Origin of the sequence: Halothermothrix orenii H 168 (assembly GCF_000020485.1) — a bacterium.
GTDB lineage: Bacteria > Bacillota > Halanaerobiia > Halanaerobiales > Halothermotrichaceae > Halothermothrix > Halothermothrix orenii.
The window spans coordinates 2,074,164-2,090,124 of sequence record NC_011899.1 but is presented as its reverse complement, the minus strand read 5'-3'; the positions used below and the strand labels follow the sequence as shown (position 1 = coordinate 2,090,124).

Below are 15,961 nucleotides of genomic sequence, written 5' to 3'. Positions count from 1 at the left end.
AATAGAGGGGACAGGTACTGTCCCCTCTCCCTAACTATGTTAAAGGGGGGGTAATGGTGGAGGACTATATCCTGGAGACAAAAAATATAGTAAAAGATTTTCCGGGTGTCAGGGCTCTGGATAAAGTATCAATCAAAGTAAAAAAGGGAGAAATACACGCCCTATGTGGTGAAAATGGGGCTGGAAAGTCAACCCTCATAAAGATATTAAGTGGTGTATACCCCTGTGGTAGTTATGAAGGTGAGATATATATTAACGGGAAAAAACAGGAGTTTCATTCCATTGTTGATGCTGAAAAAGTCGGTATAGCAGTCATTCATCAGGAATTGACTCTTTTTGAAGAGTTAAATGTAGCTGAAAATATTTTTATGGGTCACCAGATTGAAAACAGGGGTATTTTAAACTGGGATGCAATGTATGCTGAAACCAATAAATGGATTAAGAAACTAAGACTTGAAGGGGTCAAACCGACAACTAAAGTTGGAGAACTGGGGGTTGGTAAGCAGCAGCTTGTTGAAATAGCTAAAGCCCTGAGGAAAAACTCCCGTATTCTGATACTGGATGAACCTACGGCATCCCTGACCGATAACGAAGTTGATATCTTACTGGATATTCTTGAAGAATTAAGAAATGATGGAGTAACCTGTATTTATATTTCTCACAAACTAAATGAGGTTTTCACAATTGCAGACCATATTACGGTATTAAGAGATGGGGAATCAGTTGGATATGGTAGTGCAGATGAGTTAACAGAGCGTGATGTCGTTCAGATGATGGTTGGTCGAGAAATCACCCAGATGTATCCTGAAAAAACCAATAGGCCAGAAGGTAAGATTCTGGAGGTTAAAAACTTCTCTGTTAAAGACCCCGGAAATCCAGGCAAAAAACTTGTTAATAATGTAAGTTTTACCCTGAGGAAGGGAGAAATCCTGGGGATATTTGGCCTGGTTGGAGCCGGAAGGACTGAACTTGTAAATAGTATTTTTGGGGCTTTCCCCGGTGAAAGTGAGGGGGAAGTATATCTCAATAATAACAGGGTTGATATAAAAACCCCCAGGGAGGCCCTGGATAAAGGTATTGCCCTGGTATCGGAAGATAGAAAAAGATTGGGACTTATTCATACAATGGATGTTAGACAAAATACTTCTATTGCGGCATTAAATGATTTTAAAAACTTTTTAACTGTTGATAAAAACCGTGAAATTATCAGTGTCAAAAAGCTCGTTAAAGAGCTCAGGGTAAAGACAGCATCTCTGGAGACCAATATCTTTAATTTGAGTGGGGGTAACCAGCAGAAGGTTGTTCTGGCCAAAAACCTGCTTACAGATCCTGAAGTACTGATAATGGATGAACCCACCAGAGGTATTGATGTGGGGGCCAAACATGAAATATACAATTTAATGAAAGAAATGGCTGAAGATGGAGTTGGTATTATCATGGTTTCCTCTGAATTACCAGAGATACTGGGAATGAGTGACAGGGTTTTAGTAATTCATGAAGGTGAAGTAACTGGAGAATTCGATAATAGTTCCAGGGATGTAACCCAGGAAGAAATCATGGTATGTGCTACAGGGGGGGAATAAAATGGAGTCCAGGAAATTTAAATTAAATATTAATATCAAGACTTACATGATGGTAATTGCCGTCGTACTTATCTGGGTAATATTTACAGCAATTACCGGTGGATCCTTCTTAACACCGAGGAACCTATCCAACCTTTTTAGACAGTCGGTATTTACCTCAATACTGGCCATCGGAATGGTTATGGTCATAATTCTGGGACAGATAGACCTGTCAGTTGGGTCTATTGTTGGTTTAACCGGTGGTATTATAGCTATCTTTGATGTCTGGATGGGACTTAATCCCGTAATTTCAATACTGGTCACCCTGGTTATTGGTGTACTACTGGGTCTGTGGAATGGTTACTGGGTGGCTTATAAGAAAGTACCTTCATTTATAGTAACCCTGGGTGGTATGTTGATCTTCAGGGGAATTCTTATCGGTATAACACAGGGGACAACCATTGGCCCGATGGGGGATTTATACTACTATATCGGTAAAGAGTACCTAAGTAAATCGCTTGGTATAATCCTGAGTGTCCTGGTAATAGCCTATATTATTTATTATCAGTATAAAACAAGGCGTAATAAATTACAGTATAACTTTGAAGTCCTGCCCATGAAACTGGAAATAGTTAAAAGTATAGCTGTGGTTTTGGCCGTAATTATATTTGTATTTGTAATGAATAGTTATCAGGGTATTCCTGTTCCGTTATTATTACTCCTGGTATTACTTTTCCTTTTTTCCTTTGTTACCAGAAACACTGTATTCGGCCGTTATATTTATGCTATTGGTGGTAATAACGAAGCTGCCAGTTTATCAGGGATAAACATCAAAAAAATTACCCTTATTGTATTTATGCTTAATGGCTTACTGGCTGCAATAGGCGGTATTTTATTAACTTCCCGTTTGAATGCTGCCTCAGTTGCTGCCGGTACCAACGCTGAACTTGATGCTATTGCTGCCTGTGTTATCGGGGGAGCCAGTTTGATGGGTGGTATCGGTAGTGTCGGTGGAGCAGTTATCGGTGCCATTGTTATGGCCAGTCTCGATAATGGGATGAGTCTGATGAATGTCCCCATGTTCTGGCAGTCTATAGTGAAGGGGTTAGTGTTAATTATGGCAGTCTGGTTTGATATTGCCTCCAAAAACAAGGGGAAAGCTGCCGAAGTATAATTTGAAGTATAATTTACCGTGTAAGTTAGACATCTATCCTGTTTTTATAATTCCAATTGTGAATTAAAATTCAGGCTGCAAAAACAATATTTCTAAGAGCTGGGGGAGACCCCAGCTAAAAAATTAAATTCAGATGGCAAATAATGCTTAATTATTTATTACAACTTACATAATACATTGTAAAGAATAACTGACAGGCTATTTAACAGGAGGTAATGGGCATGTTCAAGAAGATGGGGCTTAAATGGAAGATTCTGACCGTAGTTTCCCTGGTAATGGTCATTGTTCTTATATCAATTTCTTTTTTCACTTACAGAAGCACAAAAAATGTGGTAACTACCCAGATCGATAACCGGATCCGGGTAATTAAAATGATGCAGAAAGATATGATTAATGAGTTTATAACAAGGCTGGAAAACCAGATAAAGTACTTTACTTCTCAGCAGGAAATATATTTTTTCGTAAATATACTGAACAGTAATATCAATAATAGCCTTGAAGAGGGTCGGTCCTTATCACTGGATAATTATAATTACTCTCAAATAATAGTGGAAAGAAGTAAGTTATTAGATGAACACACTAAAATAAATGAATCGTTCAAATTTGCCTATTTGACAAATACACGGGGTTATGTCATTGCAGATTCAAGGCTTCAGGGTGAAGAGGGTTTAGAAAAATATATATTTAAACAACTACCAGAGAGTCAATACAAATCGGCAAGGCCTGACCATATATTTAAAAATGAGAAGGGTTCCTATCTCCTGTTTCAGGTTCCCATCAAGAAAGATAACGATGGGGCTGAAGTAATTGGATATTATGTAATGGGGGTTTCCCTGGATTCATTTGAAACCGGAATCAGGGAAGGAACCTTGGAAAATGGGGAAATTCAGTTAATAAACTCCGATGGCATAATATTGAGTCATTCTCAAAATAAACTTATTGGAACCAGAATTAAAAATCCCTGGTTTGAAAAGATGATTAACAGTAACGTCGATTCTATAAAAAAAGTTGTGGGAGATAAATATCTTATTCTGGAAAGGCTTGATAAAAGCAAAAAAATATATCTGGCCATTGAGATTCCTGAAAAGGCTATTACAGAACCAGTGGGTAGTATACGTAATATTATTATTTACATATCATTGACGGGAATAATAGCAGTGTATCTAAGTGGTTACATATTTATCACATGGCAATTTAAGCCCTTTAATAAGTTTTTGTATTCTTTTAACCAGCTTGGCAGTGGCTATCTATATAAAGAATTACTCCTTGACAGGCGTTATATCAGGCGTGGTGATGAAATTGGTTTACTCGCCAGGGCCTTTAATAATATGTTTAATCAGTTGAGGAATATTATTACCAGCATTAATAACACCTCGGGACAGGTCGGTGAATCTTCTAATAAACTACAGGATATATCCAGCGAGGTTGAAAATATATCCAACCAGGTGGCTGTTTCCATTCAGGAAGTGGCAACAGGTTCTGACAGTCAGGCTGCAAGTGTTGAAAAGATTAATTATAGAATCCAGAACCTGGCTGCGGGTATAAATAAGCTTGATAATTTTAATAATAAAATGACGGATCTTTCCGGAAAAATGACCAGTGCTGCCAGGGAAGGGCAGACAGAGATTGATAAGGTTAAAACCCAGATGGAAAATATCAAAAGTTCTATCCGGCAGGTAGCAACAAGTATTGGCAGGTTAAATTCAATTTCGGAAGAAATTGATTCTATAATAGAGATAATAAACAATTTGGGAAAACAGACCAATCTCCTGGCCTTAAATGCTGCCATTGAAGCAGCCCGGGCCGGTGAGGCCGGTCAGGGTTTTAGTGTTGTGGCCGAAGAGATTAGAAAACTTGCTGAGGAGTCTGTGAATTCTGCTGACAAAATCAGGGGTTTAATAATGGAGATAAAAAATGGTACCGGTGAAGCCAGTTCTAAAATGGAAGCAGGGGTTGAAGAAATAGAAAACGGAGAAGTAGTTGTTAATAAAGCCAGTGAAGCCTTTCACAGAATCAGTGACAGCATTACAGAAGTTGGTAAAGGAATTGAACAGTCAGTTCAAATTGTAAAAAATATAAACCAGGAAAGTGGGGAAATAGTATCCAGTATAGAAGATATTTCTGCTATCTCTGAGGAAACATCAGCCAGTACCCAGGAAGTTGCTGCTGCCAGTGAAGAACAGTTATCGTCTGTTGAAGAACTGGCCGGCCTTGCGGCTTCATTATCCAGTATGGCCGAAGAGCTGGAGATTCTTATTAAGAAGTTCAAGGTTTAAAAAAAGTTGCCATAAAACCTTCCCGGTTTTACATAATGGGGGTAATATAGGGGTCATAATGATGGATTTAAATCCATATTATGACCCCTTATTTTTTCATTATATTTCGCTTCAGTAAAAAATTTAAAAACTCTGTTAAGGTCCTGTTAACACTGGGTTAGTTTGTTTGACTTTATCACAAAACAGGAGTATAATAAAAGATAAAATATCAAAGTAATTACTATAATTTAGAAGAAGGTGGGTAGGTTGCGTGAAGAATTAATTGAGGCCTTAATACAGGTGGAAAAAGATGCCCGCAGGTTGGAAGAAGAAGGTCACAAGGAAGCCAAAAAGCTCTGTAAATATTATCGTCAGAAAATGGACCAGGAGAAGGAAAAGAGATTACTTAAAGCCCGCCAGGAAGGTAAAAATCTGGTAAAACAGGCAGAACAGGAAGCCAGGGAGTACGCACAGCAGCTGGAGAAAAACAAGGCCAAAGAGCTTAAAGAGATGGAGGCCAGATTTAACAGGATTAAAAGTGATGTGGTTAACAAGTACTTTAAGCAGATTACAGGGTTTGAAGGTGAGTAATTATGGGTATGATTTCTTATGCAGGGGTTAATGCCAAAGTAAAGGCCCTATTTGGAAAGATGCTGAGTGAAGAGGACTATAATAATTTAATTAACCAGAAGTCTGTTCAGGATATCTTTGATTACCTTTATCAAAATACTCATTACCGGGAATATCTTGAAGAACTGGCCGGAGTAGAAATCCATCGACGCCAGCTGGAACGTACCCTTAAGAAGAACTTTATCAGGGACTTTAAGGCTATCCTCAGGTATTTGACAGGTCCTATCAGGGACTTTTTTAAATTCTTTCTTATCAAGTTTGAAATAGAAGATTTAAAGATGTTATTGAGAACAAGTTTAATTGAACATGATGAGGAATACCTTAAAAATACCCTTGTTTATATGGGTATTTACGAAGATATATCCCTTGATAGATTGACTTCCATAAATAATTACCATGATTTACTGGAGGTATTTAAGGGAACTCAATATTATGATACCCTGGAGAGGTTTGAGGAACGTTATATGAAAGATAAAAACCTGTTTCCCATAGAAATGACCCTTGATTTTAACTATTTTATTAAACTGGCCCAACTGGTCAGGAGATTGAGGGGTGAGGATTACCGGATTATCCGGGATTTGCTCGGGACCCAGGTGGATCTCTTAAATATTCAGTGGATTTACCGCACAAAAAGGTATTATAACCTCAATACTGAAGAGATTTTAAATTATACTATTCCTATTCACTACCGCCTTTCAGCTAAAGACCTTAAAAATCTGTCTCAGTCAAGTCAAGAAGAAGAAATATTTAACTACCTCTCTAAAACAGATTATGATGAGCTTTTTTCTCCGGTGGCCCATGACAAAAGTATTCTCTTTGAAAAGTACTTTCTTTCCTATCTCCTCAAAAAGGCTTACCATACCAAAATTAGTGGCACTTCTAATGTTGGTGTTATAATTTCCTATACTTTTATCAAGGAGTATGAAATAAGAGATATTATTACTGTTGTCGAGGGTGTCAGGTATTCTCTGAGAAGTGAAGATATTAAAAATTACCTAATAAGGGATTTAAAGTAGGGTGATAATATGGCTGTTGTAACCATGAAAAAATTTCAAATTGTTGGTCATAAAAAAGAGCTTGACCCTATCTCGTACCGGGTCATTAACAGTGATTTTATACAACTTGAAGATTATGACTCCTTCCTTCTAAGTGACCTGCCCGGGGATGAGATTAAACCACTCAAAAGGGAGAATCCATATTCTGGTCTTTTAAATGAAATTATTAATCTGATGGAAACCCTTAATATCAAATATGAAGATAACCCCAGGGATAAAAATAACCTGGAAAAGGTTGAATTAGAAAAGATAAATGTTGACCAGATCAGGAAAGATATCAAACCTGTGACCCAGAAAATCAATAGGATATTAAGGTTTAAGAGGAAACTGGAAAAGGAAGAAGAACGTTTAAAGGACCTTAAACACCATGTTCGCTTAATGAAGAATATTGACCTGGATATAGCTGAACTAAAGCATCTTTCATATATTTCCCTTGTATTTGGCCGGGTCAGCAAAAATGATTATGAACGGCTCATTAAAAATATAACTGAATTACCTATTTTAATAATTGAAGTATACCGTGATGAAGATAATGTCTGGTTTTTTTCATTTACCAAAAAAAGTAATGAAGAAAAGGCTTTAAATATTCTGGATACGGTTTATTTTGAAAAGTTAGATCTCCCACCCCGGGTCAAGGGCCAACCGCGGGATATTTTAGACAGGGTCGATCACAGGTTAAAGAGAATAGAAATTGCCTATGAAGAAATTAAGCTGGAATTCCAGAAATATGCCCATCTTTATGAAAAAAAATTAAAATCTTATTATAGAAAGTTAAAACTTATGGACAGGATACGGGAAATAAATAATCAGTATTATGGAGAGGTTGACCATTTATTTGTGATGAGTGGCTGGATTACAGCCACTAGGGAAATAGGGTTTAGAACAGAATTGGAAAAAGAATTCCCCAATGTTATCTATACCAGTGAAGAAATTGATAATCACTCCAAAGAAAAACCACCAACGGTATTGAAAAATTTCAGGTGGTTTAAGCCCTTTGAATCCCTGGTTGAGCTTTATGGTGTTCCCCGTTACGGGGAGATAGACCCGACACCGTTTATGGCTATTACCTATCTCATTATGTTCGGAATAATGTTTGGGGATGTGGGCCAGGGATTAATCTTTTTCCTCCTGGGATACCTTATGAAAAATAGATACATTAAACTGGGGAGTCCTAACAGTGGAGCCCTCCTTATGGGGCTTGGTTTTTCTTCAACGGTATTTGGTTTTCTATATGGCAGTATATTTGGTCTCGAGCATATTTTACCGGCCCTGTGGGTTAGACCCTTTGAAAATATTATGATGTGGCTGGGTATGGCCATCGGGCTGGGTGTAATATTAATGCTTATCAGTATGGTCTTTAATTTGATAAATTGTTTACGGAGAAAGGATATAGGTGAAGGGCTTTTTTCCAGGTATGGCTTGACCGGTCTCTTCTTTTATTTGTTTGCACTGGCCACGGTTATATCACTGGGGTTCCGGGGGGAATTACTGCTACATCCATTTTTGACTTTTGTTCTTTTGACTATACCCCTGGTATTGATCCTTTTTAAAGAGCCACTGGTCAACATAATAAACCAGGAAAAAGACATCTGGCCTGAAGATACCGGGAATTACTTCCTGGAAGCCTCTTTTGAGTTATTTGATACCCTTATCGGGTATTTGAGTAATACCATATCATTTGTCAGGGTGGGTGCCTTTACCCTGAACCATATAGGGTTATTTATGGCAGTATTTATCCTGGCCGGGATGGTTAAAAACAGTCTGGGGAGTATACTTGTCATTATAGGGGGAAATATTTTAATAATGGCTCTCGAAGGCCTGGTTGTCGGTATTCAGGTATTGAGGCTTGAATATTTTGAGCTGTTTGGCAAATTCTTTAAAGGGGATGGCAGGAAGTTCACACCGGCCAGGCTCCAGTAATTTTGACCAGGGTCTTTTATAATCGATTTTTTCTTGTCTGAAAACTGTTAATATCCTTTGTTTTATTTTCAAGCTCAAAAAAATTAATTTTTATATATTTTTATTATATAAAATCCGGTTAGCTGGTGGACTGCAAATATAAAGAAACTTTGATATAAGGAGGAATATGTTATGGTTATGACAGGAATTGCATTAATTTTGATGGTTGTAATATCATGGATCTTTAGCTTTTTGTTAACTACAAAGAAAACAAACAATTTGGTTAAAGTTATGTCGGTAGGTTTGAATCTAGTATTCATGGGTTTGATGGTTTTCTGGGGATTAAGCCTGGTTTTCCCCGGTATTGCCAGTGCTGCAGAAGCTGTTTCCGGTGATAGTAGTGGTACCGGTTTTGGTTATCTGGCCGCCGGTCTGGCTGTTGGCCTTGCTTCTATAGGAGCCGGTATTGGGGTAGGTATTGCCGGGGCGTCTGCCATCGGGGCTATCAGTGAAAAGCCAGAAATTCTGGGACGTACCCTGATTTTCATCGGGCTGGCTGAAGGTGTTGCCATCTATGGACTTATTATAGCTATAATGATTCTTGGCCGGTTATAAAGAGGTGGTTTTATGAAGATATTTTGTATCAGTGACAATATAGATACCAATATCGGGTTAAGGCTGGCAGGGGTTGATGGTATTGTAGTTCATGAAAGGGAAGAAGTACTTAAAGCTATTGAAGAGGCAAGAAAGGATAAGGAACTCGGTATTTTAATAATTACCCGTAAGCTGGCCCAGCTCGTACCTGAGGTTATTGATGAACTGAAGTTATCGGCCAGCCTGCCCCTGGTGGTAGAAATACCTGACAGGCATTTAAAGAAAGATGAAGATAATGATTATATTACCCGTTATGTCAGGGATTCCATTGGAATAAAGGTCTGAGGTGGAAAATATGGATGTTAGCAAAAAGATTTCAGTTATAAAAAAGGAAATTATTAATGAAGCCCTGGATAAAAAAGAACAGATAATATCCCGGGAAAAAGATAAGTGGGAAAAAGAGTATGAAGACTTTAAACAGAAGCTGGATAACAAAGAGAAGGAAATTATAGAATTATACCGTCAGGAAGCCAGAATGAAAAAGGAACAGATTGTGTCCCGGGCCGTCCTTAAAAAGAAAACGGAAAAAAGACAGAAGATGGATGAGTATTTACACCAGATACTTAAAGAACTGGAAGAAAAACTCCATGAATACCGTAATGACACCGGTTACAGGGATTTTTTAAAACGGCTTGTTAAAGACTCTTTAAATGTAATGGAATCGAGTCATGTTATTATAAAACTTAATTCCCATGATTTAAAGATCTTTAATGAAATTCAGGATGAACTCCGGAATGAAATTGATAATATAGAGATAGAGGTTGCCAATAACCCTTTAAATATCAGTGGTGGTGTTATTGTAGAGGATAGAGATGGAAAAGAAATAGTTGAAAATACTTTTGAGACTTGTCTTGAGGAAGTTAAAGAAGACATTGCCGTAGAATTACATTCCAAGGTATTATGATTGAAGGCAGGTGATGATATAGTGGATAAAAAGGGTGAAATAGTATTTGTCAATGGGCCTGTAGTAAAGGCCGATAAGATGAATGGTTTTATCATGAATGAGCTTGTTTATGTCGGAAAAGAAAGGCTCATTGGAGAGATAATTGAACTTGAGGGTGACCTGGCCACAATTCAGGTTTATGAAGAGACAACAGAGATGCAACCGGGTGAGCCGGTTTTTTCTACAGGCAGCCCGTTATCGGTGGAACTGGGACCGGGGATAATCGGAAATATATTTGATGGTATTCAAAGGCCTTTACCGGTTATTGCCGAAAAAACAGGTTCCTTTATAAAAAGAGGGATTGAGGTTAACCCCCTGGATCGGGACCGGGAATGGACAGTATCTGTTAAGGTAAAACTTGGTGACAGGGTTAAACCTGGCCAGGTAGTTGCTGAAGTACCGGAAACCAGTATTGTTACTCACCGGGTTATGGTTCCCCCTCATCTGTCAGGAGAGGTGGTTGAGGTTGTTCCCAATGGTAAATATACTGTGGATCAGGAAATTGTAACTGTAAAAGATGATAAGGGGAATAACCACCAGATTCGACTCCATCAGAAATGGCCGGTCAGGCGGCCAAGGCCCTGTGGAGAGCGCTTACCGATCAAAAAACCCCTCCTTACCGGTCAGAGGGTATTTGATACCTTCTTCCCCCTGGGGATGGGGGGAACAGCTGCTATCCCCGGAGGATTCGGGGCCGGAAAAACCATGACCCAGCACCAGCTGGCCAAATGGTCCAGTGCCGATATAATTGTTTATGTGGGGTGTGGGGAACGCGGTAATGAGATGACGGATGTTCTGGAGGAGTTCCCCAAACTGGAAGACCCTTCAACCGGGAAATCGATGATGGAGAGAACGGTTTTAATTGCCAACACTTCCAATATGCCGGTTGCGGCAAGGGAGGCCAGTATTTATACCGGCATTACTATAGCCGAGTTCTACCGGGATATGGGCTATAATGTGGCCCTGATGGCAGATTCGACATCACGCTGGGCCGAAGCTTTAAGGGAAATATCCGGACGTCTGGAAGAAATGCCTGCTGAAGAAGGTTTTCCAGCCTATCTTCCAAGCCGGTTAGCCGAGTTTTATGAAAGGGCCGGTTACGTAAAAACCCTGGGGCAGGACAGGGAGGGTTCTATCTCACTGATCGGGGCTGTTTCTCCACCTGGTGGTGATTTTTCAGAACCGGTTACCCAGAATACCAAACGTTATGTTCGCTGTTTCTGGGCTCTGGATAAGAGTCTGGCCAGTGCCCGGCATTTCCCGGCTGTTAACTGGCTGGAAAGCTATAGTGAATACCTGGAGGATCTTTCAGGCTGGTTGAAGGAAAATATAAACGAGGACTGGATTAAATTAAGGAATATGGCCATGGAGCTTTTGAAGGAAGAAGACCGGCTCCAGGAGATTGTCAAACTGGTTGGTGAAGATGTCCTGCCCGATAACCAGCGCCTTATTCTTGAGGTTGCCAGATTGATTAAGATTGGTTTTCTCCAGCAGAATGCCTTCAGTAAAGTAGACCGGTTCGCCACTCCGGAAAAGCAGTACTGGATGTTAAAAATTATTATGTTCCTATATGAAAAGGCCAGACCTTTAATTAAAAACAATATTCCGATAAGCCGGGTTAAGAATAATGAACTATTCAGTGAAGTTATAAAAATGAAAGAGAATATTCCCAATGGTGATTTAGATAAATTCAAGGATTTAATGGCCAGGATTGAAGAATATTACAACAGACTATGGGAAAATTATCAGGAGTAGTGAGGTTGATAGCCATGTTAACAAAAGAGTACCGTGGAGTAGCATCAATAAATGGACCTCTGGTGGTAGTTGATGGTGTTACCGATGTAGGGTTTGACGAAATGGTTGAAGTAATAACACCGGATAAACACAAAAGGAGGGGCCGGGTCTTACAGGTCAGTAAAAACCGGGCTGTAATCCAGGTCTTTGAAGGGACCAGTGGTCTGGCTACTGAGACTACCCGGGTTAAGTTTCTAAGGCACCCCATGGAAATAGCCCTGTCCCGGGATATACTGGGACGGGTCTTTAACGGTGTTGGAGAGCCCATTGATGGTGGGGGAGAGGTTTATTCAAATAAAAAATATAATATTAATGGAAATGCCATAAATCCCTATTCCCGTCAATATCCCCGTAATTATATTCAAACAGGGGTGTCGGCCATTGATGGCCTGATAACCCTCATCAGGGGGCAGAAACTCCCCATTTTTTCGGGTAATGGTCTTCCCCATAACCAGCTTGCAGCCCAGATTGCCCGACAGGCCAGGCTGGGGGATGATAATGAAGACTTTGCTGTAGTTTTTGTGGCCATGGGCATAAAACATGATGATGCCAATTTCTTTATCAATAGCTTTGAGAAAAGTGGTGTCCTGCAGAATGTAGTGGTCTTTCTAAATCTGGCCGATGATCCGGCTGTAGAGAGGATTATCGCCCCCAGGATCGGGTTAACAGCGGCAGAATACCTGGCCTTTGAAGAAGGGATGCATATCCTCGTTATTATGACCGATATGACCAACTACTGTGAGGCTCTGAGGGAACTTTCCTCAAGACGTGAAGAGGTTCCAAGCCGTAAGGGCTATCCCGGATATTTATACAGTGACCTGGCCAGTTTATATGAAAGGGCCGGGATGATAAAAGGGGAGAGGGGTTCTATAACCCAGCTACCCATCTTAACCATGCCCAATGATGATATTACCCATCCGGTACCGGATTTAACCGGTTATATTACGGAAGGACAGATTGTCCTGAAACGGGACCTCTATCAGAGGGGTGTTTATCCTCCGATAAACATTTTACCTTCCCTGTCCCGGTTAATGAAGGATGGAATCGGGGAAGGCTTTACCAGAGAGGATCACCCTAATGTGTCCAGTCAGCTTTATGCAGCCTATTCGCGGGTTCAGGAGGTTAAATCACTGGCTTCGGTAATTGGTGAGGATGAACTCTCAAGCCTGGATCAGACTTATCTTAAATTTGGGCGTGTTTTTGAAAAACGCTTTTTAAGTCAGGGCCGGGAAGAAAACAGGACCATTGAACAGACCCTTGATCTGGCCTGGGAGGTGTTGAGTGAACTGCCCCCGACCGAGCTTGACAGGATTTCGGGTGAAGAACTGGAAAAATACTACCGGGGGAGTGTCAATGACAATGGATAGGCTTAATATATCCCCGACCAAAAGTAATCTTATTCAGGCCAAAAACTCCCTTGAACTGGCTAAAGAGGGTTATGAGCTCCTGGATCAAAAGAGAAATGTTTTAATCAGGGAAATGATGGCCAAAATCGATGAGGCTAAAAAGATTCAGTCTGAGATAAATGAATATTTCTATGAGGCTTATCAGGCTCTCCAGGTGGTTGATATTACCATGGGGATAGGTACAGTTGAAGAGATTGCTACCGGTATTGATTTTATTGATGATGTTAAAATAAAGTGCTACAGTGTTATGGGGGTTGAGATCCCTGAAGTAGAGCCGGTCTCAGAGAAGATTGAACCCAGGTACAGTTTTTTCAGGACCAATCTGGCCCTGGACCGGGCCTTTAAAAACTTTACAAGGGTTGTTTCCCTTATTACCAGGTTGGCCGAAATAGAGACCTCGGTTTACCGCCTGGCAACTGCCATAAAGCAGACCCAGAAGAGGGCCAATGCCCTTGATAATATCCTTATCCCCAGGTATGAAAATACTGTTAAATTTATTGAAGATACCCTTGAAGAGAAAGAAAGGGAAGACTTTTTCCGTATCAAACTCGTTAAAAAGAAGAAAGAAACCTGAAAAAAGGTCCTATTCGCCTGGAATAGGACCTTTTTATATCCTGTTTTATTAATTAATCTTTGAGGACCAGTTTTTTGAAGTTAAATATCTCTTTCCGGGCAATCCTTTCAGTAGCCTTTATCTTTTCTTTGACCCTTTCCTCAAAATTCATATCCATTAACCTGTTTATTGTATCCACCATTTTACTATAGTTATGGGAATTTACGATAATATCTTCCATATTAAACTGTTCCAGGAGGGCGTAAAATTTGTTGCCAACTGCAATCGGCATTACCGGGGTTTTAGTCCTTAAACTCATTAAAAGTCCATGCATCCTCTCGGTGATATATAAATCAACCAGGTCAATAAACGCGGTCATATGGTCAATACTGGAATAAGGGGGTATAATGTTGATGGTGGCCCCGGGATTATTTTGTTTAACTTTTTTTCTTAACTTTTCATGTAGTTTTCGGTCATTCCACTGGGCAACCGGGGCTGGCTGCAGGGGGATCATTAATATTTCATAGGATTGGCTTAAAGTGGTTACCAGCTTTACGATATTTTCCTGATTAAAAATGCTCTGATGCCTGATACTGATACCAAGGGTTTTGTTATAAAGTTTTTTAAATTTTACCATCGGAATTTTATAGGACCAGGCTACATCATTAACAACAACAGAATCGGGATAGACATTGTTTTTTATAAGCCATTCCCTGCTATGCCTATCCCTGGTATAGACCCCTTTACATTTCTTTAAAAAGGCTGCATATTTCTGGCAGGCTGTTTTTTTAGCTTTAAGCCTGGTTGGAACCCCTACCCCGTAAACCCAGATTGGCTTTTGCAAAAACGGGGGACGCCAGTAAGCACTGGTAAAAGTATGGGGGATTATTAAATCTCCTCCCCCGATTATAATCCTGTCTATAGTATTTAAATTTTCATAACCATTTAAGGGAAAGACATCATGGCCGGCAAAGACCTGCTGCCATGTCTTTAAAAATATTTCATCACCATAATTCTGGTACCCAAAGTAACCGGAAACACCAATTCTCATAAATAGTCCTCCACTATTGATTTTATTTTTGAAAACCTGACCTTCCATGAATTTTTACGGGCCAACTCTATCCTTTTTTTCTCCCGGGATGGAGAATTATTTTTCAGGGCAAATTTTATCATATCGATAAAGGACCGGTTATTATCTACTGTATAGACATGGCCGGGGAATTGCTTTAATTCAGGAAGATTGGAAGCGACCACCGGTTTTCCCGCTGCCAGGTATTCATACATTTTAATAGGATTGGCAGCCCGGGCTGTTCTGGTATTAAGAAAAGGAATAATTCCGATATCGATATTATTGTAATACGGTGGTAGATTATTATAATTAATGACCCCCAGGTCAATTATACCGTCAGGCTTTTTCTGGCCAAACTCGGGTCCGATGGTAATAGTGGTAAAATGCTGTGCTACCTGACCCAGGGCTTCAGTATCTACCCATTTGCCCAGAGCCCCGACAAAACCTATAATCGGTCTTTTAAGGTGCTTAAGTACTGTCGGCATAAAAGTACTGGAACGGATATGGTCTAAGTCACAACCATTTCTGATGAGGTAAACCCTGTCATGTTCTTTTCTTTTTTTGTCATATAAGACCCGGGAAGATGTAAAAACTAAATCGGCCCTTTTTAACATTATTTTCTCCTGGTCTTCCCACTCCAGAAAATCATCAATACAGTCGTAGATGGTTATCCTGTGGGGAATTTGCCCGGGAAGTCTATGGTGCCGGGCCCAGCTAATATATAATATATCTACTTCATCAGTCAGGTTCTCCAGTAGATAATTAAAATTACTATAAACATATAGGTTCGGGGTAACCTCTTTAACATCGGGTTTCCCCTGTGTTTTGTTGGCATACAGTACTTTCCAGCCGTGTTTGGCAAATTGCTTCATTAGATGCTGGGGCCTCTGCATTAGAAAATCCCAGTCGATGGTGGGAGGATAGAGGACAGTAAGCATGATTTTTACCCCTTTCTTATTAAATACCA

The 15,961-nt window shown here is 39.8% G+C and carries 14 protein-coding genes; 12 read left to right on the top strand and 2 right to left on the bottom strand.

The window, feature by feature from the left end; genetic code table 11:
• The first annotated feature begins 56 nt into the window (after positions 1-56).
• The 12 genes from HORE_RS10090 to HORE_RS10035 all read left to right on the top strand — a co-directional run bounded on the left by HORE_RS10090 (position 57) and on the right by HORE_RS10035 (position 13,946).
• Positions 57-1,583, top strand: a complete 1,527-nt coding sequence (locus HORE_RS10090; protein WP_041606078.1) for a xylose ABC transporter ATP-binding protein — start codon at positions 57-59, stop codon at positions 1,581-1,583.
• A 1-nt stretch (position 1,584) separates the two neighbouring features.
• Positions 1,585-2,736: a sugar ABC transporter permease gene (locus HORE_RS10085; RefSeq protein WP_015923664.1), complete on the top strand. Its 1,152-nt coding sequence runs from the start codon at positions 1,585-1,587 to the stop codon at positions 2,734-2,736.
• Positions 2,737-2,957: 221 nt separating this feature from the next.
• Positions 2,958-5,012, top strand: a complete 2,055-nt coding sequence (locus HORE_RS12560) for a methyl-accepting chemotaxis protein (protein ID WP_015923663.1) — start codon at positions 2,958-2,960, stop codon at positions 5,010-5,012.
• A 237-nt stretch (positions 5,013-5,249) separates the two neighbouring features.
• Positions 5,250-5,582: a hypothetical protein gene (locus HORE_RS10075; RefSeq protein WP_167935785.1), complete on the top strand. Its 333-nt coding sequence runs from the start codon at positions 5,250-5,252 to the stop codon at positions 5,580-5,582.
• A 2-nt stretch (positions 5,583-5,584) separates the two neighbouring features.
• The gene (locus HORE_RS10070; RefSeq protein ID WP_015923661.1) at positions 5,585-6,637 is read left to right on the top strand and encodes a V-type ATPase subunit; all 1,053 of its coding nucleotides are present in this window, start codon (positions 5,585-5,587) and stop codon (positions 6,635-6,637) included.
• Positions 6,638-6,646: 9 nt separating this feature from the next.
• Positions 6,647-8,596, top strand: coding sequence for a V-type ATP synthase subunit I (locus tag HORE_RS10065; protein WP_015923660.1), 1,950 nt, complete (start codon positions 6,647-6,649; stop codon positions 8,594-8,596).
• Between the two features lie 171 nt (positions 8,597-8,767).
• Entirely contained in the window at positions 8,768-9,190 is a 423-nt protein-coding gene (locus HORE_RS10060; protein WP_015923659.1) for an ATP synthase subunit C, read from the top strand.
• 12 nt (positions 9,191-9,202) lie between these two features.
• Positions 9,203-9,514, top strand: a complete 312-nt coding sequence (locus HORE_RS10055; RefSeq protein WP_015923658.1) for a V-type ATP synthase subunit F — start codon at positions 9,203-9,205, stop codon at positions 9,512-9,514.
• Between the two features lie 10 nt (positions 9,515-9,524).
• Complete coding sequence (locus HORE_RS10050; RefSeq protein ID WP_015923657.1) at positions 9,525-10,133, top strand: V-type ATP synthase subunit E; 609 nt, start codon at positions 9,525-9,527, stop codon at positions 10,131-10,133.
• A 21-nt stretch (positions 10,134-10,154) separates the two neighbouring features.
• Positions 10,155-11,927, top strand: coding sequence for a V-type ATP synthase subunit A (locus tag HORE_RS10045; protein ID WP_015923656.1), 1,773 nt, complete (start codon positions 10,155-10,157; stop codon positions 11,925-11,927).
• Positions 11,928-11,941: 14 nt separating this feature from the next.
• Positions 11,942-13,333, top strand: a complete 1,392-nt coding sequence (locus HORE_RS10040; protein WP_015923655.1) for a V-type ATP synthase subunit B — start codon at positions 11,942-11,944, stop codon at positions 13,331-13,333.
• The gene (locus HORE_RS10035) at positions 13,320-13,946 is read left to right on the top strand and encodes a V-type ATP synthase subunit D (protein ID WP_015923654.1); all 627 of its coding nucleotides are present in this window, start codon (positions 13,320-13,322) and stop codon (positions 13,944-13,946) included. The genes HORE_RS10040 and HORE_RS10035 overlap by 14 nt, the downstream gene beginning before the upstream one ends.
• A gap of 52 nt (positions 13,947-13,998) precedes the next feature.
• On the opposite strand, the gene HORE_RS10030 is transcribed toward HORE_RS10035, so the two are convergent.
• Positions 13,999-14,976 carry a polysaccharide pyruvyl transferase family protein gene (locus tag HORE_RS10030; protein WP_015923653.1) on the bottom strand — a complete coding sequence of 326 codons (978 nt, stop codon included), beginning with the start codon at positions 14,974-14,976 and terminating at the stop codon, positions 13,999-14,001.
• Complete coding sequence (locus HORE_RS10025) at positions 14,973-15,932, bottom strand: glycosyltransferase (protein WP_015923652.1); 960 nt, start codon at positions 15,930-15,932, stop codon at positions 14,973-14,975. Before HORE_RS10025 ends, HORE_RS10030 begins: the two co-directional genes overlap by 4 nt.
• Positions 15,933-15,961: the final 29 nt, after the last annotated feature.

Bases quoted from the DNA above. Each gene is read 5' to 3' on its own strand.
- HORE_RS10085 (WP_015923664.1), top strand. From the start codon at position 1,585: ATGGAGTCCAGGAAATTTAAATTAAATATTAATATCAAGACTTACATG.
- HORE_RS12560 (WP_015923663.1), top strand. From the start codon at position 2,958: ATGTTCAAGAAGATGGGGCTTAAATGGAAGATTCTGACCGTAGTTTCC.
- HORE_RS10070 (WP_015923661.1), top strand. From the start codon at position 5,585: ATGGGTATGATTTCTTATGCAGGGGTTAATGCCAAAGTAAAGGCCCTA.
- HORE_RS10065 (WP_015923660.1), top strand. From the start codon at position 6,647: ATGGCTGTTGTAACCATGAAAAAATTTCAAATTGTTGGTCATAAAAAA.
- HORE_RS10060 (WP_015923659.1), top strand. From the start codon at position 8,768: ATGGTTATGACAGGAATTGCATTAATTTTGATGGTTGTAATATCATGG.
- HORE_RS10055 (WP_015923658.1), top strand. From the start codon at position 9,203: ATGAAGATATTTTGTATCAGTGACAATATAGATACCAATATCGGGTTA.
- HORE_RS10050 (WP_015923657.1), top strand. From the start codon at position 9,525: ATGGATGTTAGCAAAAAGATTTCAGTTATAAAAAAGGAAATTATTAAT.
- HORE_RS10040 (WP_015923655.1), top strand. From the start codon at position 11,942: ATGTTAACAAAAGAGTACCGTGGAGTAGCATCAATAAATGGACCTCTG.
- HORE_RS10035 (WP_015923654.1), top strand. From the start codon at position 13,320: ATGACAATGGATAGGCTTAATATATCCCCGACCAAAAGTAATCTTATT.
- HORE_RS10030 (WP_015923653.1), bottom strand. From the start codon at position 14,976: ATGAGAATTGGTGTTTCCGGTTACTTTGGGTACCAGAATTATGGTGAT.
- HORE_RS10025 (WP_015923652.1), bottom strand. From the start codon at position 15,932: ATGCTTACTGTCCTCTATCCTCCCACCATCGACTGGGATTTTCTAATG.